Raw genomic sequence first — 25,539 nt, forward strand, 5'->3', positions numbered from 1 at the left:
CCTAGCGTTAACAGGCCCTACACGATGCGCACGGCCCGCACCGCCACCGCGGGGCTCTTGCGCGTGAGGTCCTGCAGGTCGGCCGCGGCGGGCAGCGCGAGATCGGCGCCGGCGCGGATCACCGCCACCAGCAGCACCGCGGCGTCCTTGGGCAACGCGCCGACGTTGGCCTCGAAGGTCGCCACCTGCGGTGTCAGCGCGTCGAGCGTGCGGCCGGCGAGCGTCTGGCGCCGCGTCGCGTCGGTGTCCGCCGCGTAGTGCCAGCCCGGCGGCAGCGCCGCCGACGCCCCGTCCGCCGAATTGAGCATCGCCTGCACCGTCGCGGTCCACGGCACGGCGCCTTGCGGCCAGTCGGCGGGCTTGTCGAACTTCGCCTTCTTCTTGGGCTTGGGGTCGGCCCACCACAGCAAGGTCACGCGCACGTCGCCGCCGTCGCGCGGCAGGCGGCCGCGGTGGTGCACGACGACGTCGACGCGCCACGGCCTGGCCGCCAGCTCGCAGCGCGCCTTGCCGTTGTCGCCTTCGGGCAGCGGCGGCGTCAGCTCGAGGAGGTCCGGCTCGCGCACCGGGCCGGCGCCCCAGGGCTCGGCGGTGCGGTGCGCGTCCTTCCAGATCGACTCGAAGAACGCCTTGCTGATCGACACGCGCGAGAACGCCGGCAGCGCCGGCGCGCCGGCCGGCGGTGCGGGCGCGGGCTGGTTGGTCGTCGGCGCGCCGAGGTCGCGCAGCACCTCGCTGAAGTAGGCGTCCCACAGCCCGTTGGCGACCACGCGCGGATCCTTCTTGCTCGAACGCAGCGCCGCCTGGAAGCGGCGCAGCGGCTCGGCGCCCACGTTCACCGGCCCGCGCCACCACGATTGGCTCGCGCTCGGTCCGGCAAGCGTCGTCGACGGCGCGAGCCGCGGCCGCAGGTCGGGGCTGTCGTGCCACGAACGCTGCGTGCCGTCGCCGCGGTCGAGCCGCGCCACGTCGCGATGCCGCAGGTCGCCGGCGTGCACGCGCAGGTAGGTCAGCGGGGCAACCGCCTCGCGGTCGAGGCGCAGTTCCCACACGCCGCGCGCGCCGATGGCCGCGCGCAGCAGCCGCACGCCGCCGTCGTTGAACAGCGCGAGGTCCTCGACCGCCGCCTCCGGCAGGCCGTTGACGTGCGGCACCCAGTCCCACTCGAACGGCGGCGTGCCGGCCACGGCCTTGCGCGTGCCCTTCAGCAGGCCGACCGTGGTGCCGACCCACACCTCGTCGGGGCGCGCCGGGTCGACGGCGATCGACGTCACCGGCGCCGGCCACGGCTGGCCCTTGTTGCCCTTGGCGCGCAGCCCGGTCGCAAGCCACGTCGCGTTGCCGTCGAACCACCACAGCGTGTCGCACTCGGGCGGCACGGCGTTGCCGGTGGTGCCGAGGTAGAGCGCACCGCGCGCCGGCTGCGCGCCCGCGGCGGGCAGCGCGTTCGGCTCGATCTCGGTCCAGCTCTCGGCGCGGCGCAGCGTCTCGATCGGATCGGCCGCCGGCACCGCGGGGCGCTTCTTGCGCTTGCCGCTCGGCGCCGGGCGGTCGGGCGCAACGGTGCCGGTCTTCGCGATCACGGTGTCGCGTGCCCAGGTGCCCGGCTCGCCGGCGTCGTGCGAGCCGGCGGTGCGGCGAAAGCGGTAGACCGCGTTCTCGGTGAGTGCCCAGGCGGTATCGGCGTCCTGCCAGCGGCACAGCAGCACCTTCGCGCCGAGGTTGTCCTGCGCGGTGTCGAGCACCGGCGGCGACACCGCGGGAATGTTCGCGGGCAGCGGATCGCTGCCGGTCGGCAGCGTGAACCAGGTGGCGCCGAAGTCGCCGCTGTACCAGAGGCGGTCGGTGCCGATCAGCAGCTGCGAGGTGTTGACCGCCGGCGCCGGTGCCGGGTTGCGCCGGTGCGCGATCGCCGCGGCGCCGGAATAGAACGCCGCCGCGTCGCGCTCGGCCGCCGCCGCGGCGCCGACGCGGTACAGCGGCCCCGAGGTGCCGTAGGTCGCTTCGTTCGACCAGGTGCCGTTGGTGTACTGCGCGACCCAGCGCTGCGGCGCCCGCGGGTTGCGCGCGACGCCGCCGCCGTCGCCGGCATGCACCACGCGCCAGGTGGCATTCGACAGCCGCAGCGCGACGCCGTTGTCCTGCAGCCCGACGACGATCTCGCCCTCGAAGCGCGGGTCGCAGGCCATGAAGTTGGTCTCGCTGATCGACAAGCCGTCGTTGCGCGGATAAAAGCCCGCGGGCCGCAGCGGCTTGTCCGAGCGGTAGACGCCGCCGTCGCAGCCCGTCCACAGCGTCGCGCCGCCGTTGCTGTAGGCCAGCGCGTGCACGTCGGGATGCACGCCCACGCCGATCATCTTGGCCGCCCGCGCGCTCGTGCCGTACTGCAGCCGGGCGGGACTGCCCGGCTTGGGCACGACCTTGTCGACCACGATCGAGGCGTCGTAGCTGCGCGTCGCGCCGTCGGCGGTGGTGACGAGGTCGAGGTCGGCGGCGTTCTGCGGATCGCCGAAGAAACTGCCGGCGAGCGCCACGCGGTCCTCGTCGCCGGGGTCGACCGCGAGGGCGATGTCGTACCAGCCCTGCGTGCCGAGGATGTCGGGCACGCCCTCGACGGCCAGCGCCTTGGGCTCGCCGTCGGCCGGCTTCGGGTTGAGCACGCGGAAGAGCCGCGGCTGCGGGCTGTCGTCGAGCATCAGCCACACCCGCGTGGCCTTCTTCTCCACCGCGCCGAGCACGCCGCGCTTGCCGTGGAAACCGAAGGCCGAGTTCGCCGCATCGACGGCGACCGGGCGGAAGTCGGCCTGTCCGTCGTCGCGCACCCACAGCCCGCGCTTGGCGGCGGGCGCTTGCACCCACACCCACAGCCGCGCGGGCGCGCCGTTGACGGCGGGCGGCGTCCACAGCACGTCGGTGCAGCGCAGGTCGGCGCTGCTCTTGAACGGCTCGCTCTGCACGCGCGGCCAGTCGACGTCCTGGCCGCCGCCCGCCGGGCGCTGGTACAGCCCGGTGCGCGCGGCCGCGACCACGGTGGCGCCGTCGGGGCTGCTGGCCATCGCGTAGACGGCGTCGTTCACCAGGTTCTTCGCCTCGCGCTTCCACGGGTCGGCCGCGCCGCCGAGCGGCGCGGTGGCGACGAAGATGCCCACGCCCATCTCGCTGCTCTCGGGCAGCCCGGTGGCGCCCGACCACGGCTCGCCGGTGCCCATGAACACGAGCTCCGAGCCGGCCGGATCCTTCCACTGCACGTGCAGCGCCGCGCTGGTGTTGCGATGCGCCGGCCGCGTGATGCCGGCGGTGTCGGTGGCCGCGAGTCCACCGACCGACTGCCACGTCGCGCCGCCGTCGACGGTGGCCCAGATGCCGCCGTTGCCCGAGGCCGCATAGGCGCGCTGGCCATCGGGATGCACGGCCAGCGCGTTGATGCGCCCGCTGACGCGCGGCGCGCCCTCGGCCTGCCCCGACAGCATCACCGCCGGCCCGAGCGGCTGCCACAGCAGCTTGTCGTCGGTCGCCGGCGCACGCAGCGGCCCGCCGCGCCGCGGCGCCGGCGCCGGCACCGCCGCGGCGCGCAGCGCCTGCAGCGCCTCCTCGGCGCTGGTGCCGGCGTAGCGCCGCGCGTTGTGGCGCGCGCGGGCGTTGGGGTCGTCCTTCGCCTCGGCGCGCGCGCCAGGCACGTTCGGCCACGCGTAGCGACTCACGGCGTTTCCTCCTGCGGCGGCTCGGGCGCGACGCGGATCCAGCCTTCGCGGAACTCGGCCGGCGTGTCGGGCAGCAGGGCGGTCTGCGTGGCCGCGAGGATCGCGTCGCTGCGCCAGCTCGCCGGCGTGTCGCGCCACAGGAAGTTCTGGTGCTTGCCGAACACCGACACCTTGGGCAGCCGCACCTGGCCCTTGGCGTCGAGGTCGGTCTCGACCAGCACCGGCCCGCAGCGCAGCGACGGCGCGAGCTTCGCCAGGCCCGGGCCGACCCAGTCGCGTGCCAGCGCCAGCGCCTTGCGCGGCAGGATGCCGCTGGTCAGCGACACGCGCCCGGCCGGGTGCATGAACAGGGTCAGCGTCACGCTCTGGCCCAGGTGCAGCGCGAGCGTGTCGGCGTCGTCGGTGCCGGCGATGTAGGGATGCGCGATCGCGCTGGAGGGCGGTTCGCCGGTGTTCGCGCCGAGCAGCTCGAGCTTGCCGCGGCTGCGGCCGGCGTCGGCGGCGGTGGCGGCGATCGCCTTGTCGACGAGCCTAAACCGCGCGAAGTCGTCGTCGACGAAGAAGCCGAGCAGACCGTCGTCGCTGCGCGTGAGCTCGCCGATGCGCACCTCGAAGGCATGGCGCCGCGCCTCGCGCTCGGCGGCCGCCCAGGCGGCGGCCTGCGCGGGCTCGGACAGGTCGACATCGTCGGGCGGCTTCAGCTCCAGCCGCAGCTGCGCACGCACCACCGCGATCGGCCGCCCGACCAGGCCGGCGACATGCTCGCTGCCGAGCGACGCGAAGCTGTCCACCGTCCACAGCGTCGTGTCGATGGCGCGCAGCAGCGCGCTCAACGCGCTCTCATGGCCGGCGGCCAGCGCCGCGCCGCCGCGCGCCGCGGCATCGGCTGCCACCAGCGCGGCGGCAAAGTCCGCCAGCGGGCGCTGCGCCGGCGTCAGGTCGTGATGCGGACCGGCGTCGGCCGGGCCGGTGCGCCCGGCCGCGATTTCCCACACCACGCCGCCGCTGGCCGCCTCGTGCAGCAGTTCGCCGAGCGGCGCGCCGTCGGCGCCGAAGACCTCGAGGCTTTCATCGAGATGGTCGGGCAGCACGAAGCCGCACACTGGGTTCACCGTCAGTTCAGGCTGCACCTGGTCGACGCGCGCCTCGATGCCTTCGCTGCCGACCGCGGTCGACGCGTCGACGAACCGGAAGCGCCAGCGCGCCGGGCGCAACAGCCGCGGCGGCAGGGCCAGCGCGCCGGGACGCGTGGCGAGCGCGGCGCGGCTCGGCACGCGTGCCGCCTCGAGCACCGCCGGCGGCAGCTCGAGCGTGCGGCCGAACGCATCGAGCAGCCGCGCGCGCTCGAGCGTCAGCGTCCCGGCGAGCAGGCCGTGGGTCGGGTTCACCGGCGCCGGGTCGCGCGTGCCGCCTTGCCCGTCCGCCGCGCGCTGCAGGCCGTCGCGCACCGCGAAGCCGAGCAGCTGCAGGCGCAGGCCGTCGAGCGAGGCGCTGCACAGGTCGAGCTGCCGCACGGCGGTGTCGAGCAGGCGGTACGCCGCCTCGGTGGCCTCGTCGACGAGGCCGGCGTTGGCGGCGTCGAGCGCGTCTTCGGCGGCGAGCCAGTCGGCAATCGCGTCATGCAGCGTGGCCGCCGCACCGGCGCCGAGCAGCGAGCGGCCGGTGAGCAGCAGCGTGTCGCCGTCGAACGCGGCGCCGGTGGCCTCGAGGTCGACGGCATCGAGCTTCCATGCCGCGAGCGTCGGCGGATCGAGCCCGTCGATGCGCAATTGCCATTCGAGCCACTGCGGTACCCACGGCTGCGACCAGGTCGTCACGCCGACGAGGTCGGGGTCGGCGCCCTTGTAGAGCGAGAAGCGGCGCAGCTCGTCGGCGACGAGGCGCTGCCGCTCGAACGCGCCGGGCTCGACCGTGGCGCGCGCGGCTCGCGCGCGGGCCGTGCGCGGCGCCGTCACGCCCGAGAACGCGGCCGTGCTGCCGTCGTAGGTGCCGTCGGCGCCGTAGCGCAGCAGCGTCTCGGCACGCAGGCGGTTGAACAGCGGCCGCACGTCGGCGCCGGGCGGCGCGGCCGCCGCGGCCACCCATTCGTCGTGATACGGGTCGTGCAGCACGGCTTCGCGCAGCAGCGCGAGCACTTCGCGCGGCACGCCGCCGTTGCCCAGGCTGCGCACGAAGCGATCGGGCGCGATCGCGCCGGGCAGCTCCTGGATGACATGCGTCGGCCAGCGGCAGCCGAGCTTGCCGTCGGGCGAGCCGCGGCCGTCGCCGCCGTGGCGCAGGCTGCGCCGCGCGCCGCGCAGGCCGATCAGCGGATCGGTCGCGAAGGTCCAGCGCGGCGCGGGCCGCTCGACGATGCGCGCTTCGGTCGCGGCGAGCACGTCGCCGACGCGCGAGTGCTGCAGGTCGTTCACCGCGGCCACGCTCGCGTGGATCAGCTCGGGCCGCGCCGCGAACGACAGCGCGATCGCCGTCTTCAGCGGCGCACCGGCGAGCGGATGCGCATGGCGCGCAGGCGGCGCGGCACGCCGCAAGGCCTTGGCCTCGACGGCGCGCTGGGCGAAGGCCAGGCCCTGCCGCGCGCCGCGGCCGATGCCGAGCCCGCCGGCACCGCCGGTCTGCACGCGCTGCAGCAGGCGGTCGTTGCCGGCCGAGCCGGCGGGCAGCGACGCGAACGCCGCCGCGTGCTCGTGTTCCTCGAGCTCGACCGCGCCGTCGGGCGCCGACAGCCGGTGCATCTTCTGCGCCGTGAAGGCCGCGAGCAGCCGCTCGGTGGCGCGCAGCTGGTCGGCACTCGCGCCCGCCGCGGCGAACGCGGCAATGAGGTCGTCGTCATGCTGGCCGAGCGCGACCGAGACCTCGCCCGGCGGCGGCCGCTGGTCGGGCGCGGCGGCGCCGCGCACGGGAACGCCATACACCGCACCGTGCAGCAGCGTCGAGCGCAGGTGCCAGGGTTCGGCGCGGAACTGCTCGAGCGCGCCGGTCGCGAACACCGACGCGATCGCCGGGCGCTGCCTGGCGAGCAGGCTGTCGTCGATCGGCGCGAACGGCTTGGCGAGCGCGGCGGCGGCGCGCAGCCGCTCGACGCCGGGCAGGCGCGTGTCGTCGCGCGGCGGCGTGCTCGATGCGCGGCCGGCGCTCCAGCGGTCGGCGCTCGGCAGGCCGAGCGCCTTGCGCAGCGCCTCCTCCTGCCGGCGGCGCTCGAGCTCCCAGCGCGCGTCGCCGAAGTCGTGCAGCAGCCGCCAGCGCAGCCGTTCGAGCAGCTCGTCGAGGCTGTCGTCGCTGCGCGCCGCGTCGAGCGGGTCGAGCGCAGGGTCGCTCCACCAGCCGGCGACGACGTAGGCCGCGGCGTCGCCGTCGACGCCGTTCGGCGCGAGCTGCGCCACGTCGTCGAGCGGGTCGTGGAAGGCAAAGCGGTTGAGCACCGCGTCGTAGACCGCGCACCAGTTCGCGCCGCCGCCGACGGTGCCGGTCAGCTCGTTGCGCGCGATCGGCAGGCCCGCCGGCGTGCCCGGCGCGGCGCCGCCTTCGCTCCATGCGGCCAGCGGCACGGCGACGGCGCGATCGGCCTCGAGCACCCAGCCGGTGGTCACGACCTCGCGCGCGCCGGCGGGCAGCAGCAGCCGAACGACGACCCAGCGGTCGGGCAGGGCCGGCAGGCCCAGGCGGTTCGCGCCGCCGGCGGGGGCGTCGGCGAGCGTGCCGCGCAAGAGCGCGTCGGGCATCGCCCAGTGCAGGTGCACGCCGCTCGCGCGCGGCGTGCCGGGGTCGAACGGCGCGGGCAGGCCGTCGTCCTGCGACGCGGCGCCGGCGCCGGCCACGAGCATCGGCAGGCGCACCATCGGCTCGGTGTCGCCGGGCGCGACGAACAGCGCCTGCACGTCGATGGGCACGAGCAGGCGGTGCTCGCGCAGCAGCTGCGTGTCCCAGGTCGCGATCTCGGCCACCGTCATCGCGGCGCGGTCGGCGGCGAGGAAGCGCTTGCCGCGCAGCACTTCGCGCGTCAGCGCGGCGTCGCGTGCGGCGGCCGGCGGCCGGCGTGGACGCGTGGCCATGGCTAGGGCTCCAGCCGCGCCTTCAGCGCGGTCTTCCACTGCTCGAGCGCGAGCGTGACCTTGAACGCATCGAGCGAATAGAAGCGGTCCTGCTCGCGCGGTGCGTCGGGGTCGCCGAACACCTGGCGATACGGAAAGCGCAGCATCTGCAGCGCGAACGCGTTGGGCGCGAGCGCGCCGTCGGCGTTCGGCACCTTCGGCACCAGCCGGTCGCGCAGCGCGGTGACGTTGAGCACGCCCGGCGCGCCGGGGCGAAACGGCACCGGCACCGAGTTGGTGTCGTTCATCACCTCCTCGGGCAGCACCTTCTTGCCGCTGAGCGCGTCGCGCGCGTGCACGCGGGCCGCTCGATGGCCGGTGGCGTCGGCGTTGTCGAGCCGCGCGCCGAACTGCAGGCCCTGGCGCGGCTCCTCGATGTGCACCACCGCCGGCACGCCGTCGATCAGCACCAGCAGCACGGCGGGCGCCAGGCGCTCCATGCGCAGCACCTTGAGCCGACTCGGATGGCTCTCGGCGACCGTCGACAGCGCGCTGTCGGGCAGCACGTCCTCGCGGTAGGCGCGCACGTGCAGGTTCGGCCAGCCCGACACGGCGCGCGAGCGCAGCAGGAAGCCGGTGATCGCGCCGCCGGCGCCGTCGAGCCGGTCTTCCTTCTCGGGGCGACGGATGACGCGCTCGGCGGCGTCGACCTCGTCGCGCACGTGCGGATACACCGACTCGAGCTGCGTGCGGTCCGCGCTCGACACGGTGCCGACGCTCAGCGCGCCTTGCACCAGCGCGTCGGTCCAGGCGCGGTCGAGGTGGAAGAAGCGGATCGACTCCACCGGCAGCAGCTGCTCGTCGGGCACGAGGTAGCTGAACGGCACGCCGTGCAGCAGCCGCAGCCGCGCGAGGAAGCGGCGCAGCTCGCCGGGCACGACGTGCTCGCCGTCGTCGGGGTCGCGATCGGTCGCGAGGTCGGCGTATTGCAGCGACGCGGTCATCGCCGCCTTGAGCGCGACCTCGGCGCGCAGGTGCTTGATCACGATGCGTCCTCCTCGATGTCGTCGTCGTCGGCCGGCGCGCGCTCGATCAGCTCGTCGAGCGCGTCGCGCGGCGCCGCCGCGGCGGGCGCCCGGCCGCGCCGCACGATGCGCGTCGGCAGCGCGACGGCGAGCGTGCGCTGCAGCTCGTTGTCGAGCGCCGCGCTCAACAGCACGCGCTCGCGCTCGCCGACCTTCGTGCCGCCCATCGTGCCGGCCACCGGCACCGCGGTGGCGCGCAGCGCGGCGAGCGTGCCGATCTCGGCGCCGCGCCGGCGCAGCTCGTCGGCGTCGAGGCCCAGGCCGGTCGCGACGACGCGGTCGAGGTCGGCGCGCCGGTCGATCTCGCGGCCCGCGTCGGCGAGCGGGCGCCGCGGCCCGAGCATGCGCTCGGGGTTCTTCGCCAGGGCGTCCACCAGCTGCACGGCGACGAAGCGGCCGAGGTCGAGCCCCTGCGCATTCGATGCCGGCTTCGGCAGCGCAAAGGGCACCAACGCGTCGAGCAGCTCGCGCACGCGACCGGCGCCGAACTGCTCGCCGCGAAAGCGCAGCAGCGCCGACACCACCGACAGCTGCGACAGCGCGAGCAGGCGGCCGATCTCGAACGCCGCGGCGAGCGTGAGGTCTTCGCGGCCATCGGGGATGCTGCGGCGCAGCTGGTCGGCCGAGTGCGCCAGCGGCAGCGGGCCATCCTCGCTGCCGCCGCTGCGCCTGGTCGCGAACGGCACGCACGGGCCGCGGTACCAGGCGCGCACGGCGTCGCCGCGGCGCGCGCGGTGCGCGAGGCCGACGTGGCCGGTGGCGACCACCTCGGTCGGCGTGCCGGCGCGCGGCGGTGCCGGCGGCGCGCCGTCCTTGGCCGTGCGCTCGGGCGGCAGCGTGCCGAGCAGGCCGACGTCGAGCCCCTGCATCAGCGACTCGAAGGTCGTCTCGGTGGTGGTCGTGAACGACCAGTGCGCGAGCACGGGAAAGCGCAGCACCTTCTCCAGCGCGTACAGCCCGATCGGCAGCCGAAAGCCCAGGCCCATCGTGTCGCGCACCAGGCGCTTGGCGTCGGGATCGAGCGCCGCGGCGGCGATCTGGCCGGTGGCACTGCGCCACTGGTCGCCGACCGCCTGCTGCGCGCCGAGCGACTGCGCGCCGTCGAGCGCGCCGGCCACGCGCGTCACGCTCGCGGCGGCCAGCGTGCCGGGCGCAAGGCCGTCGCGCGGCGCGGCGCGCAGGCCTTGCGCGAAGGCCACGTTCTGCAGCGCGGCGTTGCCGGCGACGAGCGCATCGGCGCCGGCCGCGCTCCCCAGCGCGGCGAGGCCGCGCCAGTCCTGCGCGCGCTCCCAGACGAACTTGTCGATCGGCGGCGGCGGCTTCGGCAGCGCTGCCAGCTGGCCCTCGACGTTGACGAGGCAGGCCATGTAGCGCACCGGCCTGCCGTTGGCCTGGTCGTAGACCGGCAGACGGTTCGCCAGCACCACCGCCAGCCAGCCGTCGTCGTCGCCGTTGGCCAGCTCGGTGTCGTCGACGTCGACCTGGCGCACGTGCGCGAGCAGCGGCAGGTCCTGTTCGGTGGGGAAGATCTTCTTCACCACCGTTTCGGTGACCGACAGGTACAAGCCCTGCTCGACGTCTCGGTCGTCGGCATCGAGCAGCGTCGTGCCGGGGGTCACGCAGTCCTTGACCGGCGCGGCCGTCGACAGCTCGGCCTCGCCTTCGGCGACCACCACCAGCGCGAGCCACGGCGTGTCCGAGGTGACGGGCTGGCCGGCCGGGTTGCGCTCCCACGGCAGCGTGCGCCGCTTCAGCACGATCTGCGGCAGCCGGTCGCTGAACGCGCCTTCGGCATTGGCCGGCGGAAAGCTCGACAGGATCTGCTCGGTCGGCATCGTGTAGCGCGGCGCCGCGACGTGCACGTGCGTGGTCTCGGGGGCCACCGTGAACGGCAGCCCGGTCTGCGTGCTCAGCAGCTCGTAGCGGCCTGCCGTGAGTTGCGGCTTGAAGTTGCTGTGCAGCACGAAGTGGCCGGTCTTGGGCATCAGCGCCTCCTCGTCGTCTTGCGCGCCGGCGCGGCCGCCGACAAGGGCCGGGGCGCGCGCGCCACGGCGACGCCGGCGGCGCGCGCATGCGCCGCACGGCGCTGCTCGGGCGTGCGCACCGGTCCGACCCAGGCGATGCGCGCGTCGCCGGTCGCGTCCGCAGGCGCCAGCGGCAACAGCGCCGCGTCGAGTCCGCGCGCGGCCAGCACCAGGGCCGAACGCGCGTCGACCGCTGCGCTGCCCATCACGGCAACCAGCGACCAGCCCTGCTGGCTTGCCACCGTGACCACCACCGGCTGCGGCACGCGCGACGATGCGTCGGGCACCACCTCGTAGGCGAGCACGCTGCGGTTGTCCATCGTCAGCAGCGCGGGCGGCTTGTCGTGGCCGCTGGCGTCGCGCGCGCGCACCGCGCCGTCGATCGCCAGCACGAGGCGGCGGCCGTCGAGCGCGCGGCCGGCGGCCGCCGGGTCGTCGAGCGCGATCAGCACCGTGCGCAGCGGCTCGGCGAAGGTGGTGACGACCGTGGTCTCGCCCTGCGCCAGTTCGGCGCCGTGCACCCAGCCCGCATCGGCGCGCTCGCGGTGCAGCGCGAGCCGGTCGGTGCTCGAGCGCACGACGCAACCCGGCGCGATGGCGCTGCCGTGGCCGACGTAGGGCATGCGCAGGCCCGCGTGCCAGCCGAGCAGCCCGGCCGGCGCGGCGAGCGCGGTGGCATCGCGCGGCGCGCCGAGGCCGATGGCGACGATGCGCTCGCAGCCTTGCGGGATCTCGATCGGCTCGGCACGCGAGTTCGTGCCGACATCCGCGCCGACCAAGCGATCGGCCAGCCGCGCGCCGCCGAGGCCCAGCAGCACCACGCGCAGCGCGGCGCCCGCCACCGCAAGCCGCGGCCGCGTGCCGGCCGAGGCCGCGTCGGCCTGCGCGTTGGGCAGCTTCAGCACCGCCACCTGTCCCGGTGCGAGCGCCGCGCCCGCCGCGCCGCGCGAGCGCTCGACCAGCGCGCGCTCGAAGGCCTGCAGCGGCTCGGCCAGCGCCGCGCCGCTGCGTGCGACGAGCGCGACCGGCGCCTGCGCCTGCGCGGTCGGCGGCACCTCGGCCGCGCCGATCAGCGTGATCGCGCGCATGGCCCGCACGGCGCGCGCACCGGACGGCCCCGCGCCCGCGGCCGGGGCCTCGGCGACGACGAGCCGCGCAGCGATCGAGCGGCTGCGCTCGGCGGTCACCGATGCCAGCGTTGGCGGCGCGACGCGCCAGGCGCGCGCCGAGTCGCGCACGCTGGTGCGCGCGCGCGGCGCGACGCTCGCCGCCGCGCTCGCGCCGAGCAGGCCGACCGCGAGCGGCGCATCGACGACGTGGTCGTAGACCTTCGGCGCGGTCTTGGCGCCGACCGCCGGCACCACGGTGCTCGTCGGCGCCTCGAGGCCTTCGGCCAGCGTGCCGATGCGCGGCGGTGCCTGGCGCTCGCCGCGCAGCGCGGCCAGCGCGGTCGGCGTGGCGCTGCGAGCGAGGAAGCGCAGCGCGGTGCCGAACGCGTCGTCGACCGTGGCCGGCTCGCCGAGCAGCGCGGCGATCGACTGCGCGGTGGTGCGCAGCTCGGCAATGCTGCCGGCGCTGCGCGAGAACGGCAGCGGCTTGCGCGGGCCGATCTCCACCTGGTGATACGGGATCTCGGGCCCGCCGCCCGAGGCCGTGGCCTCGCACACGAGCTCCAGCTCGTGCAGCGCCTCGACCATCTCGGCCTTCGGAACCTTGCGGTTGTTGATGTCCTGGGGCGGTCCCCACACGCCGAGCGGGAAGGCGCCGAAAGCGCGCGGGCGCACCGCGAACGGCAGCGGCTGCGTGGCGCCGCCGCGCAACCGCCATTCGAGCGCGATCTCGGGGTGGACATCGCTTGCGCCCATCGGCGCGACGCCGAGCGCCTTGCCCGGGTCGTGCGACGTCAGCAGCGGCTCGCCGGCCTTGGGCTGCACGCGCCGCACGTGCTGTGCCGGCACCGTGCTGGTCAGGATCATCGAGAACTCGACGACGACGACGAACGGCCGCTGCGACGAGCCGTCGGGCGTCGCGCTCTCGGCCTTGGCCGGCAGCGCGCCGGCCGACGTGATCAGCGCATGCGCGAGCGCGCCGCCGTCGCCGGCCTCGAGGTACTTGGCGATGAAGGCGTCGGCGGGAATGGTGGTCTTCTGGGCGCGATCCGAGCCGCCGAAGCCGAACGTCAGCTCGACGGGACCGACCTCGAAGGTCACGCGGCCGCGGAAGTCGGGCCCTTCGACCATCAGCCGGCAGCCCTTGCTGAGGCTGAACGTGACCTCGCCGAACAGCCAGGTGTCGATGGTCACGCCGGCGGCGATGCGCGCGTAGGCGTCGACGCGGTAGTAGAACGGGTCGAAGTAGACGATGCCGTGCGCGCCGAACTTCACCTCGGCCCAGCCGGGCCCGAGCGTGGCCGAGCATTCGAAGTCGCCGCCGGCCATCAGCGCCTCGGAGGTCAGCGCGAAGTACACGCCGGCCTTGATGACGATGTTCGAGCCGATGCTCCAGCGCATGCCCAGGCGCGGCACCTGCGGGTAGCCGGGGCGGCTGAAGGTCGGGTGGTAGCCGCCGAGCGTCAGCACGAACTCGCCGGCGTGCTCGCCCTTGAACCAGATCACGTAGGCAAAGCCGCCGGTGAGCTTGATGTCGGGGTAGAGCAGCCACGAGTTGTCGGTGAGCTGGCCCTGCACCCACACCACGCCTTCGCGCGAGGACACGCGCGCGACCAGCGCGATCTCGATCGACACCAGCGCGACCTGCGGCCGCGGCAGCGCCATGCGCGCGAGGCCGAGCAGGTTCACGTCGAGGCCGTCGCCGACCTGCACGCCGACCACCGCGATGCCGTCGACCAGCGCGAAGCTGGTGAACGACAGCCCGCCGGCAAACCAGAACGTGCCGCGCTGCATCGGGAAGTAATCGCGCAGCTGGCGCAGCTGCTGCATCGGCTCGACCGGCTTGGCGGCGATGTCGAGCGCCTGGATCAGCGGGTAGTTCCCGAAGGTGGACAGGTCGGTCGGCAGCACCAGGCGGCGGTTGATGCCGAATCCGCCGCCGACGCCGGTGACGAAGAACGCCGGCGGCCCGCCGATCGGGCCGTTGATCGCGCCGACCGCGAAGAACGAGGTGAACCGGGTGCCGCCGGTATCGACGCCTTCGCCGTAGCCGCCGTACACCGTGAGGCCGTAGACCGCGAAGCGGCCGAGCAGCATGCCGAGGTACTCGATGCTCTGCTGCGCGGTGCCGGCGTTCGAGACCTGCTTGAGCAGGCCGCCGGCGAGGCTCACGCCGGCGATGTCGGCCGACACCGCGAGGCCGGCGAGATCGGCCTTCCAGTTGGCCGCCTCGAACGGGTCGCCGTCGGTGGTGAAGTAGGTGATCTGCAGGTCGTCGACCGCGCAGCTCAGGCCGAACATCGCGACCTTGCCGTCGAGCAGCAGCGACACGCGCTCGAGCCGCCCGTCGGCGAGCATGCGCGCGTCGAAGCCGACCTGCTCCACGTACAGCGGCCCGAAGCCCTTCTGGACCGCCACCCACCACGGGCCGGGCGGCGTGCCGGCGCGCAGGCTGACCGCGACGCCGCCGCTGCCGTGCTGCTGCACCGCCAGCGCCGGCGAGAACGCCGGGCGCGGCGGCGTCGGCCCGGTGTCGCGCAGGATGCCCTGCGCGATCGCGTTCGAGCCGCCGACGCCCGAGGCGCTCACCGCGAGGTTGGCGAACTGCAGCTGCACGCCGGCGCCGTCGACGCCGCCCGCGCCGATCGACGCGAACACGTGCAGGGCCACCGACTCGATCGCGATGCCGGCGTCGAGCAGCGGCCCGCTGGCGCGGCCGATGCGCAGGCCGAGCCCGTCGACGACGAGCTTGGGCGTGAAGCTCGTGAGACCCGCGTCGATGAAGCCGACGAACAGGCCGCCGTCGCCCGGCTCGTTCGGCGTGATCCACGAGTCGTCGTTCTCGATCCACAGCTGCACATCGCTGTCGAGCACCTGCTGGCGCTGCGTCAGCGATGCCTTCAGGCCGAGCGTGCCCGCGGCGTCGGCGAAGCGCAGCGTCAGGGCGTCGAGCGTCACGCCGGCGCCCGCACTCGCCAGGTTGGCGACCAGGCGCTTGACGCGCGCCGGCAGCGCAGCGGCGTCGAAAGGCTGGGCGATCAGCGCGTCGGGGTCGGCCGTGTCGGCGAGCAGCACGCCGCGCAGCAGGTTGCGCACGCTCATCGTCGGCGAGACCGCCTGGTCGAGCAGCGCGTCGACCGCAGGCTGAGCGAGCGCAACCGCGGCGGCGATGTCGACCAGCGCCTCGGCGAGCCGGCGCGCCACCGCGACGGGGTCGGCATCGTCGAGCAGGCCGTCGCTGGCGACGAGGTCGAAGCCGCCCGGCCGCCAGCGCAGCGCGACGCGCGCGTCGCCGCCCGTCGAAAGGCCGACGAGCACGCGCACGCCGCCCGCCGGCGCGGTGCCGGCGGCCACGCTCGCGAACGGGCGCAGCACGACGCCACCGGCATCGAGCTCGGCCGGCCCGACGCTCGCGCGCAGTTCGCGCAGGCCGTCGCTGTCGAGCGCCACGCTGAAGTCGAGTCGCTGGATGCCGGGCACCGCGAGCTCGACGGCGGCGAGCGAGACGCGCCGCTCGGCCGGCCGCCAGGCCGCGCTGAAGGCGCCGATCGCGACCTTGAGCTCGCCGCCGGCCGATGCGACGTTCACGCCGGCCGGCACCAGCGCCGCCACGCGCGGCGCCAGCGTGTCGAGCATGGCGTTGCCGATCGACGCGGCGGCATCGCGCAGGCTCTCGGACGGATGCGCGGCCCAGGCGCGCAGCCGGGCGATGTCGAAGGCCGCCGGCGCGCCGGCGCGCAACTGCAGCGCATCACCGAGCGCGGCGACCAGCGGGCCCACCGGCGCCGGCCGGGCGGCGAGGCGATCGAGCAGGAACGGCAGCGCCTGCACCGCGTTGCCGGCGAGCGAGCCGAGGCCGGCGAACGGCACGAGCGCAATGTCGGGGCCGCTCGCCGGGCGCAGGAACACGGCCAGCCCCGCGGGCCCCAGCGTCGCGTGCACCGCCTGCCGGCCTTCGGGCGTCAGGCCGACGCCGGCGTGCACGTGCAAGGACGGCTGCGCCACCGCACCCGCGCGCAACTGCAGGCCGGCAATGACGCCGGTGCCGAGCCGCGACGCGACGCCGGCCGGCGCGGTCCACGCCGACGCATCGAGCGCGAGCTGCAGCCGCACGCCATCGCCGTGCGGTGCCACCGACAGCGTCGTGCCGGTCGTGAGAGCCAGCGCCTCGCCCGCCGCGCCGGGTCGTTGCATGAGTGGCCTCAGCGCGTCGAGCAGCGCCTGCAGCCGCGGCGCGGACGCCGCCTCGGCGAACCAGCGCGCCGGATCGCGCAGCAGCGGTGCGAGCGGCTTGAGCGCGCGCCCGGCATCGCCGGCGGCGCCGTGCAGGAAGCCGAGCGCGTCGAGCAGCGCATCGATGGTGGGGCGCGCGGCCTCGTCGGCGCTGCGCAGCAGTTCGAGCGCGGCGTGCGCGGCCAGCGCCGGCGCGGCGCGGGCGAGCATGCGCGCGAGCGCCTGCGCGTCGGGTGCCGGCCACAGCGCGGCCGTGTCGTCGCGCCAGTGCAGGCTGGCGGCGAACGGCTGCAGCGACACGCGCAGCTGCAGTTCGTCGGCCGGCCCGATGTGCAGGCGGCCCGCCACGCCGGCCGGCGACACGCTCACGTCGGCGTCCCAGCCGAAGCGCCCGCGCGCGGCATCGCCGCCTTGCAGCCGCACGCTGCGCGCGGCGAAGTCGATGTCGAGCGCGAGCGGGCCCAGCAGCGCGGCGAGCGCGGCGGCGAGATCGCCGCCGGCCGCCGCGAGCCGCTCGCGCAGCAGACCGCCCGGGTCGTGGATGAGCTGCTCGAGCGCGCTGGCGACCACGCCGCCCTCGGCGGCCACCAGCCCGAGCGCCTGCAGCACGTCGGCCAGCGCGACCGACGACGCGCCGCCCACGTCGGCCACGAGCCGCTGCACGAGCGCCGAGACGAGCACACGCGCCTCGGGCAGCACCGCGTCGACGGCGAGGCCCGGCAGCGCGCCGATGCGCAGGCGCTCCCACGACTGGCCGAAGGCGAGCGCATCGTGCAGCGTAAGCCGGCACGCGCCGCTCGAGGCGCCGTCGAGCGGCAGCGTGAGGTCGAGCGAGGCGGCGCGCAGCGCGAGCGTGGGCGTCGCCGTGAGCCAGCCGCTGCGGTCGGCCACCGACAGGCGCACGCGCAGGACGCGCTGCGCTGTGGTGGCGCCGCCGAGGTCGGCGGCCAGCAAGGCGAGATCGGCGCTGCCCTCGATCGCCAGCAGCCCGCCGGCGCGCGCCGGCAGCATCCAGTGCAGGCCGGCCTGCACGCCGCTCGGCCGGGCCGCGTCGATGCGCTCGGCGACGCGCGTGCGCGCACGCAGCGCGAGGCCGGCGGCGACGATGGCGGTGATCGCCGCGCGCACCTGCTCGGCGTCGACGCTGCCGAACAGCGCGCTCACCGCGAGGCCGGCGCGCGGCAGCGGCAGCGCAGCGGCCGGCAGCCGCAGGTCGGCGCCGGCGTCGGCGAGCGGCGCGAGTTCCATCAGCGCGCCGACCAGCGCGCGGCCGAGCGCGAGGTCGTTGTCCTCGGGCTCGTCGTCGCCGGCATCGGGCGGCGGCAGCAGGCGATGCAGCAGGCGCAGCGCATCGGCGGTCGGCTGCGTGTCGAGCGCGGTCAGCGAGAGCGCGGCCAGCGGCGTGCCGAGCAGCACCAGGTCGGCGACGCCGGTCACCGCGTCGGCGGCCGCGCGCGCGGCATGCCCGGCACCGGCAACCGCGACGACGGCGAGCTGCGCATCGACCGCGGTCAGCGCGGCGAGCCAGCTGCGCAGCCGCTCGGCCTGCTCGGCGTGGCCGTCGCCGGGCGCACCGGCGGGCCGGCATTCGGCGCGGCGGCCGAGCGCGACGAACCACTCGCCGGTGGCCGCGGCCGGCAGCGCGAGCATCTCCGGCGCGAGGCCGACGGCGGTGAGGTCGACGCGACGGCCTGCCGGCGCGTCGGGCCAGGCTTCGGCGCCGAGCGCGACGTGCACGACGGTGGCCGGCGTGCGGCCGGTGGCGTCCGCCAGATCGAGGTGCGGCCACAGCTGGCCGGCGCCCAGGCCGATGGTGGCGATGTCGATGCCGGCGGGCGGTGCGGCCGGCGGCGCGATGCGGCCGTCGCTGCCGGCCCAGCGCAGCACCAGCGCGTCGAGGCCGGGCAGCAGCGGTACGCGCATGCGCAGCAGGTCGGCGACGTCATCGGCCACTTCGGCCTCGGCGAGCAAGGCGGCCTCGAGCACGTCGAACGGCAGCGCCGGCTGGCCCGGCCGCCAGTCGCGCAGCGCCTGCGGCGCGGCGACGAGCCGGGGCGCCGGCCCGGCGGGCGGGAACCACACCGCCAGCTGCGGCAGGTCGTCGGCCAGCACGATGCGCCACGGGTCGTCCGGGTGGCCGCGCCCGCGGAACATCGCGCGCCTGGCGCCGCTGCCGCCGAACAGGTCGGCGACGAGCGCGAAGGCGCGCGGCCCGATGTGGTCGAGCAGCAGCTTCGGCAGCCACGCGCGCAGCGCGGCGGCGGGGTCGTCGAGCAGCTCGGCCAGTCGCAGCACGGCGTGCGTTTCGTCGCCGCGGCCGGGCTCGAACTCGGGCGCGTTCCAGCCGAACGCGGCGACCAGCTCGCCGACGAAGCTGCGTTGCAGGCTGCCGAGCGCGGCGAGCCGACCGATGAGCAGCTGCACGCCGTCCCAGGCGGGCGGCGGCAGGTCGACGCGGCCGTCGGCGCCGATGGTCGGCACCGCCAGCGCCACGGTCTCGCCATCGAAGCGCAGGCGCGGGTTCGGCGCGCTCAAGGCCACCCGCAGCCCGCCGGCGGCGCTCCAGCCGAGGCTAAGGCCGACGTGGTCGGCGAGCAGCTCGGTCGCCTCGTCGAACGCCAGCACGGCCTGCGGCGGATCGACGCCGCGCTCGCGCGCGAGCAGCGACGCCTCGGCCGACGGCAGCAGCTCGGCGCGGCGGGCCGTGAAGTCCAGGCGTGCGAGCGTTGCCGCGAGGCGCGTCGTCACCACCGTGCAGCGCTGGCCGAGCGTGTCGACGCTGGTCTTGGCGGCCAGCGAGACGCTGAGCACGCCGGCGTCAAAGGCGGCTTCGAGCGCCAGTGCGTCGGCCAGCGGCAGGCGCCACGGATCGGCCGGCGTGCCGGCGCCGAGCACGGCCGCGGCCGACTGGCTGACGTCGGCGAGCGCCTCGCGCAGCGTGCCGAGCACGTCGGCGGCCGCCGCCGGCACGCCGAGCAGCGCCTGCCAGTAGCCGCGCACCGCGGCCAGCGGGTCGGTGGCGAGGGCGGGCAGGCTGACCGCGGCGACGCCGGGCGGCGGCGCGAGCCCGAGCAGCTTCTGCACCGCGGGCAGCGCGCCGCCGAGCGCACCGAGCAGCCCGGCGGCGATGTCGCCGGCGGCCGCGCCGGCGGCGTCCATCAGCGCGTCGGGCGACGCGAGGTCGAGGCTGTCGTACTCGCGCGCGCCGATCTTCACCGTGTCGGCGGCGAGCACGAAGGTCGGCTTGCGCGCGGCGTCGAGCGCAAAGCCGACGCGCAGTGTCTCGGCGCGCACGGCAGGCGTGGGCCCGGCGGCCGGCAGGTCGAGCACCGGTTGCGCGGCACGCCCGGTGGCGGCCCACAGCGCGAGGCTCGGCAGCGCGAGCGCGGTGCCGCCGGCCAGGTCGATGCGGCACAGCTGGGCGGTGGCCTGTACGCGCGTGTCGGCATTGCCGAAGCGCACCGACAGCTGCGGCGCGAGCCGCACGCCGCCGTCGGGGCCGGCGTCCACCGCGAGCGACAGCGCGACGGCGCTGCCGCCGAGCGCGAGCTGCACCTCGTTGCCGACACGCGTGCCGCCGAGCAGCGCGGCCGCGTGGCCCAGCCAGTCGGCACGCGCCGCCGCGTCGGACAACACGCCGCGCAGCCAGTCGGCGAGGGCGGCCGCGCCGCGCCCGGCGACGGCCGCGAGCGGGAAGTCGGGCACGCCGTCGCCGGCGCGCAGGCCGAGCAGCCCGGCGAAGCCGGCCAGCGCCGCGTTCGCGCCGGCCGCGTCGGCGCGCGACTTCAGCAGCGCCAGCACGAACTCGAGCACGGCGTCGTCGAGCTCGTCGGCGGCATCGGCGGCGATGCGCACGTCGCGCGGCTGCGCTGCGCCGGGCAGCTGCAGGCCGCGCAGCAGCAGCGCGAAGCCGGGCGCGGCGTCGCCCGGCGCGGTCGGCACGTCGAGCTCGAGGCCGATGGCGTCGAGCCGCACTGCGCCCGGTGCGCCGGCGCCGAGCGTCACATCGCTGCCCAGGCGGATGCGCCCACCCGCCGCGCCGAGCAGCAGCAGCGAACCGCTCGAGGCCGCGCCATCGCGGTCGGCGCGAAACAGCGGCACGGCGAGCCGCGAGGTCGAGGCCGGCGCGTGCGTGCGCACCTCGAGGCCGATGCCGACATGCACGCCGTCGGGCTGCTGCGCGTCGAGCGTCACCGCGACGCGCAGCGCACCGGCCTCGACGATCGGCAGCCACACGACGCCGTTGCTGGTGCTGCGTTCGGCGCCGCCGAGCGCCTCGTCGACGAAGCCGATCAACGCGTCGCGCTGCGCCGCGTTGCGCAGCATGCGCTTCAGGTAGGTCTCGGGGTGGGCCAGCCAGTCGGCGTTCGGCGCACCGCCGCTGAACAGGCCGAGCGCCTCGGCGAGGTTGGCCAGCAGGCCGAGGTCGGCTTTGGCGAGGCTCATCGCGGCCTCAGCCCGGAGCTGCCGGCGAAGCGATGCCGCGCCATCGGGAACACCTGCAGGCCGCGCTCGCTCGCCACCAGTTCGACCGGCACCAGCAGGTTGCCGCGCGTGTCCTTGCCGGCCGCGGCCGCGATGCCGGTGACGAGGCCGAGCAGGCACTGCCACGCGAACGCCACCAGCGCGTCGCCCCACACCGAGACGACCAGCTCCGGCCCCTGCGGGCGCCGCAGCGTGGAGGCATAAAGGCCGGCCGGCCGGTCGGGCGCGCCGCAGGCGAAGCTCACGCGCACCAGCGCCGCGCCGGTCTGGTCGCAGCGCACCGGCAGCGCGATCTCGACGAAACCGGTGCCCAGGTGCAGGTCGATGTCATTGAGCACGACCGCCAGCTCGCTGTCGCCGTCGACCCACACGACCTCGTTGCGCCGGCTCGGCCGCACGAGCCCGCTGGCGCGGCGCGCCGCGACCTGCAGCAACGGCCGCGCGTGTTCGCGGTCGATGACGAGCGGCTCGCCGAGCTCGCCTTCGGCCATCGGCCGCGGCGGCGCACGGCGCAGCGCCGCGACGAAGCGCGTGAACTCGGGCGCGACGGTCGAGGCCACGGCCGTGGCGTCAACGTTCGACGGAGACGGCGGTGGCGTGCCCGGCGAGCCGGCGCAGCCCCTGGATCAGCGCATCAAGCGCGAACCAGGTGGCGAGGAACGCCGCCGTCTCGAGGGAGAAGCTGTGGAACTTGTAGAACAGCTCGGCGAGCAGCCAGGACAGCGCAAGCGCCGGCAACTGGTCGCCGAGGAGACGTCGCATGGGCAGCAGCCGACACAAGGTGAACATGCGAACCTCCCCTGGACTTCACGCGGGCGAGGCCGCGCGAGGGGCACCTTTTACGGGCGAGGGGCGACCGGTTCATATCCCTAGGTCGCCCTTGCGGTGGCCGCTTGTCCGTGCCCGCGGCGGGGCTGGCAAAAAGAAAAGGGCCCGCACTTGCGTGCGGGCCCTCTTGGAGTCTGGTGCCGGAGAAGAGATTCGAACTCCCGACCTTCGCATTACGAATGCGCTGCTCTACCAGCTGAGCTACACCGGCCAGAGCCCGCGATTATACGCAGAACCAAACCGGTTTCGGCTCAGCCCTGCTCGGCGTGGTAGGCCGTGACGCGGTCGACCTCGTTCTTCGAGCCGAGGATCACGCTGACGCGCTCGTGCAGCTGCTTGGGCTTGAGGTCGAGGATGCGTTCGCGGCCGTTGGTGGCGGCGCCGCCGGCCTGCTCGACGATGAAGCCCATCGGGTTGGCCTCGTACATCAGGCGCAGCTTGCCGGGCTTGTTGGGCTCGCGCGCGTCCCAGGGGTACATGAAGACGCCGCCGCGGCACAGGATGCGGTGCACGTCGGCCACCATGCTGGCGATCCAGCGCATGTTGAAGTCCTTGCCGCGCGGGCCGGTGCTGCCGGCGAGGCACTCGTCGATGTAGCGCTTCACCGGCGGGGCCCAGTGGCGCATGTTCGACATGTTGATCGCGAACTCCTTGGTGTCCTCGGGGATGCGCACGTCGTCTTGCGTGAGCACGAAGGAGCCGGTCTCGCGGTCGAGCGTGAACATCGCGACGCCATCGCCCACCGTCAGCACCAGCGTGGTCTGCGGGCCGTAGATGCAGTAGCCGGCCGCGGCCTGCGCGCTGCCGGGCTGCAGGAAGTCGTCGACGCTCACGCCGGCGTGGCCCTCGGGCTTCTTCAGCACCGAGAAGATGGTGCCGATGCTGACGTTGACGTCGATGTTCGACGAGCCGTCGAGCGGGTCGAACAGCAGCAGGTACTCGCCCTGGGGATAGCGGTTCGGCACGACGTAGATGCTGTCCATCTCCTCGGAAGCCATCGCGGCGAGCGCGCCGCCCCATTCGTTGGCCTCGATCAGCACCTCGTTGGCGATGATGTCGAGCTTCTTCTGGACCTCGCCTTGCACGTTCTCGCTGCCGGCGGAGCCGAGCACGCCGCCGAGCGCGCCCTTGTTCACGCTGATCGCGATGCCCTTGCAGGCACGGGCCACCACCTCGAGCAGCAGCCGCAGCTGCGCGGGGATGTGGCCGTGCGCGCGCTGCTGTTCGACGAGGTACTGGGTCAGGCTGACGCGTCGGCTCATGGTGCTTTCCTCGGTCGGGTGGTTCGGTCGCCGCAGGGCCGCCCCAAGGCGACTGGGCCCCCTCGGGGGGCAGCGAACAAAGTGAGCGTGGGGGCGGACATCTCAGTCGGCGAGTGCGTGCGTGACGATCTCGCGCGTGTCGTCGCTCAGCTCGGGCCTCGCGGCCACGCGCGCGATCGCTTCGCGCGCGGCCGAGCGCAGCGGCTCGGCCAGCGTGCGCCAGCGGTCCATCGCGCGCGCCAGGCGCGACGCGAGCTGCGGATTGAAGGCGTCGACCTCGACCACCTTGTCGGCCCAGAACACGTAGCCGGCCGCGTCGGTGCGGTGGAAGGCCGCCGGGTTCCACATGAACAGCATCATCAGCAGGCTGCGCGCGCGGTTGGGGTTGCGCAGCGTGAAGTCGGGGTGCTGCGTGAGCGCCTTGACGCGCTCGAACACGCGCCCGTTGTGCTCGCAGGCCGTGGCCTGCATCGCGAACCACTTGTCGAGCACCAGCGGCTCGTCCTTGAACAGCGCGTGGAAGCGCTCCAGCGCCGGCTGCGCGAGCTCCGCGTTCGCGTGCAGCAGTGCCGAGAGCGCGCCGGCGCGGTCGGTCATGTTGCCGGCGTCCTTGACGCGCTGGTAGGCGCGGCCCGGCCAGACGGTGTCGCCGCGCACGGTGGCGTCGAGCACCAGGGCCGAGAGCGCATGGTTGACCAGGGCCCGCTGGCCCGACGAATACGGGTCGGGCCGGTAGCCGCCCGAGGGCTGCTGCGTCTCCCAGACCCAGACCCAGTCGTCGTGCAGCGCGCGGGCGAGCTGGCGACGCATCGACTCGCGCGCCGCGTGGATGCGCTGCGGATCGACGTCGTGGCCGATCTGCTCGGCCACGTAGCCTTCGCTGGGCAGCGTGAGCACCAGCTCCTTGAAGGCGGGGTCGAGCGTTGCGTGGCGCAGCACCGCGCGCAGCGCGCCGACGAAGGCCTCGTCGAGCGGCTGGTCGAGTTCGCCGCGCACGCGTGCCAGCAGCCGATGCAGGCCGAGCTGCTGGGCGGCCTCCCAGCGGTTGAACGGGTCGCTGTCGTGCGCGAGCAGCGTGAACAGCGCGGCCTCGTCGAGACCGTCGTCGAGCACCACCGGCGCGGAGAAGCCGCGCAGCAGCGAGGGCACCGGCGCCGCCGGCACGTTGACGAAGACGAAGCGCTGCTGCGCCTCGTGCAGCACCAGCACGCGCTCGGTGCCCGAGGGCTGGGCCTCGCCTTCGAGCTGCAGCGCGATCTGGTGGCCCGCCGCGTCGACCAGGCCCATGGCCACCGGGATCACCCACGGCGCCTTGTTCGGCTGGCCGGCGGTCGGCAGGCCGTGCTGCAAGAGCTCGAGCGTGTAGGTCTGCGAGGCGAGGTCGTAGTGGCCGCGCGCCGTCACGCGCGGCGTGCCGGCCTGCGAGTACCAGCGCTTGAACTGCTCGAGCCGCGCGCTCAGCTCGCTGTGCGGATTGGCGTCCGCGATCGCCTGCGCGAAGTCGTCGCAGGTCACGGCCTGGCCGTCATGGCGCTGGAAGTACAGCGTCATGCCGCGCGCGAAGCCTTCGCGGCCGACGAGCTTGGCCATCATGCGCACCACCTCGGCGCCCTTCTCGTAGACGGTGGCGGTGTAGAAGTTGTCGATCGCCTGGTAGGCGTCGGGGCGCACCGGGTGTGCCATCGGGCCCGCGTCCTCGGGGAACTGGACCTGGCGCAGGCCGCGCACATCCTCGATGCGCTTGACCGCGCGCGCCGAAGCGTCGCCGGCCATGTCCATCGAGAACTCCTGGTCGCGGTAGACGGTGAGGCCTTCCTTGAGCGAGAGCTGGAACCAGTCGCGGCAGGTGATGCGGTTGCCGGTCCAGTTGTGGAAGTACTCGTGGCCGACCACGCTCTCGATGCCGGCGAAGTCGACGTCGGTGGCGGTGGCCGGGTTGGCCAGCACGTACTTGGTGTTGAACAGGTTCAGGCCCTTGTTCTCCATCGCACCCATGTTGAAGTCGCTGACCGCGACGATCATGAAGCGCTCCAGGTCCAGCGCCAGGCCGAAGCGAGCCTCGTCCCACGCGACCGAGGCGATCAGCGAGCGCATCGCGTGCTCGGTCTTGTCGAGGTCGCCGGCGCGCACGTAGACCTGCAGCAGGTGCTCGCGGCCGTTGCGCGCCTTGATCTTCTGCTCGCGGCACACGAGATCCGCGGCGACCAGCGCGAACAGGTAGCTGGGCTTGGGGAACGGGTCGTGCCACTTCGCGAAGTGCTTGCCCTCGGGCAGCTCGCCTTGCTCGAGCAGGTTGCCGTTGGACAGCAGCACCGGGTACTTCTTGGCGTTGCCCTTGAGCGTGACGGTGTAGACCGCCATCACGTCGGGACGGTCGAGGAAGTAGGTGATGCGCCGGAAACCCTGCGCCTCGCACTGCGTGAAGAAGCCGCCGCCCGAGGTGTAGAGGCCCGAGAGCTCCAGGTTCTTCTCGGGGCAGCAGGTGTTGCGCACCTCCAGCGCGAACTCGCCGGCCGGCAGGTTTTCGAGCACCAGGCAATCGTCCTCGACGCGAAAGGTCGCCGGCTCGCCGTTGACCATCACGCGCGTGAGATTGAGCTTCTCGCCGTTGAGCCTGAGCGGCTGTTCCGGCAGGTCGGCGTTGCGCTCGACGGTCATCTTGTTGATGACCAGGGTCTTGGCCGGGTCGAGGTCGAACGTGAGGTCGACGGTCTTGATCCAGTAGGCCGGGGCCAGGTAGTCCTCGCGGCGCACGAGCGGTGCGTTGCCTTCGCGCATGGT

At 74.8% G+C, this 25,539-nt stretch carries 9 protein-coding genes and 1 tRNA gene; all 10 read right to left on the reverse strand.

Annotated elements, in window-relative coordinates; all coding sequences use genetic code 11:
• Window positions 1-17: 17 nt before the first annotated feature.
• Entirely contained in the window at window positions 18-3,701 is a 3,684-nt protein-coding gene (locus ACO2TI_RS15765) for a hypothetical protein (RefSeq protein WP_423285762.1), read from the reverse strand.
• Complete coding sequence (locus tag ACO2TI_RS15770; RefSeq protein WP_423285764.1) at window positions 3,698-7,753, reverse strand: hypothetical protein; 4,056 nt, start codon at window positions 7,751-7,753, stop codon at window positions 3,698-3,700. The genes ACO2TI_RS15765 and ACO2TI_RS15770 overlap by 4 nt, the downstream gene beginning before the upstream one ends.
• 2 nt (window positions 7,754-7,755) lie before the next feature.
• On the reverse strand, window positions 7,756-8,778 hold the full coding sequence (locus tag ACO2TI_RS15775; protein ID WP_423285765.1) for a hypothetical protein: 1,023 nt from the start codon (window positions 8,776-8,778) through the stop codon (window positions 7,756-7,758).
• On the reverse strand, window positions 8,775-10,802 hold the full coding sequence (locus tag ACO2TI_RS15780; protein WP_423285766.1) for a hypothetical protein: 2,028 nt from the start codon (window positions 10,800-10,802) through the stop codon (window positions 8,775-8,777). The genes ACO2TI_RS15775 and ACO2TI_RS15780 overlap by 4 nt, the downstream gene beginning before the upstream one ends.
• Entirely contained in the window at window positions 10,802-20,629 is a 9,828-nt protein-coding gene (locus tag ACO2TI_RS15785) for a DUF6603 domain-containing protein (RefSeq protein WP_423285767.1), read from the reverse strand. The genes ACO2TI_RS15780 and ACO2TI_RS15785 overlap by 1 nt, the downstream gene beginning before the upstream one ends.
• Entirely contained in the window at window positions 20,626-21,228 is a 603-nt protein-coding gene (locus tag ACO2TI_RS15790; RefSeq protein ID WP_423285769.1) for a hypothetical protein, read from the reverse strand. Before ACO2TI_RS15790 ends, ACO2TI_RS15785 begins: the two co-directional genes overlap by 4 nt.
• A gap of 10 nt (window positions 21,229-21,238) precedes the next feature.
• Complete coding sequence (locus ACO2TI_RS15795; RefSeq protein ID WP_423285770.1) at window positions 21,239-21,457, reverse strand: hypothetical protein; 219 nt, start codon at window positions 21,455-21,457, stop codon at window positions 21,239-21,241.
• Window positions 21,458-21,631: 174 nt separating this feature from the next.
• Window positions 21,632-21,707: transfer RNA gene (locus ACO2TI_RS15800), tRNA-Thr, on the reverse strand.
• Window positions 21,708-21,747: 40 nt separating this feature from the next.
• Complete coding sequence (locus tag ACO2TI_RS15805) at window positions 21,748-22,758, reverse strand: class 1 fructose-bisphosphatase (protein WP_423285772.1); 1,011 nt, start codon at window positions 22,756-22,758, stop codon at window positions 21,748-21,750.
• Between the two features lie 102 nt (window positions 22,759-22,860).
• Window positions 22,861-25,536: an aminopeptidase N gene (gene pepN, locus ACO2TI_RS15810; protein WP_423285894.1), complete on the reverse strand. Its 2,676-nt coding sequence runs from the start codon at window positions 25,534-25,536 to the stop codon at window positions 22,861-22,863.
• Window positions 25,537-25,539 lie beyond the last annotated feature (3 nt).

Origin of the sequence: Caldimonas sp. KR1-144 (assembly GCF_049446155.1) — a bacterium.
Lineage (GTDB): Bacteria > Pseudomonadota > Gammaproteobacteria > Burkholderiales > Burkholderiaceae_C > Rivibacter.

What these genes read in the sequence shown, in the direction of transcription:
- ACO2TI_RS15805 (WP_423285772.1), bottom strand. Translation starts at nt 22,758, where the DNA reads ATGAGCCGACGCGTCAGCCTGACCCAGTACCTCGTCGAACAGCAGCGC.
- ACO2TI_RS15795 (WP_423285770.1), bottom strand. Translation starts at nt 21,457, where the DNA reads ATGTTCACCTTGTGTCGGCTGCTGCCCATGCGACGTCTCCTCGGCGAC.
- pepN (WP_423285894.1), bottom strand. Translation starts at nt 25,536, where the DNA reads ATGCGCGAAGGCAACGCACCGCTCGTGCGCCGCGAGGACTACCTGGCC.
- ACO2TI_RS15785 (WP_423285767.1), bottom strand. Translation starts at nt 20,629, where the DNA reads ATGAGCCTCGCCAAAGCCGACCTCGGCCTGCTGGCCAACCTCGCCGAG.
- ACO2TI_RS15770 (WP_423285764.1), bottom strand. Translation starts at nt 7,753, where the DNA reads ATGGCCACGCGTCCACGCCGGCCGCCGGCCGCCGCACGCGACGCCGCG.
- ACO2TI_RS15780 (WP_423285766.1), bottom strand. Translation starts at nt 10,802, where the DNA reads ATGCCCAAGACCGGCCACTTCGTGCTGCACAGCAACTTCAAGCCGCAA.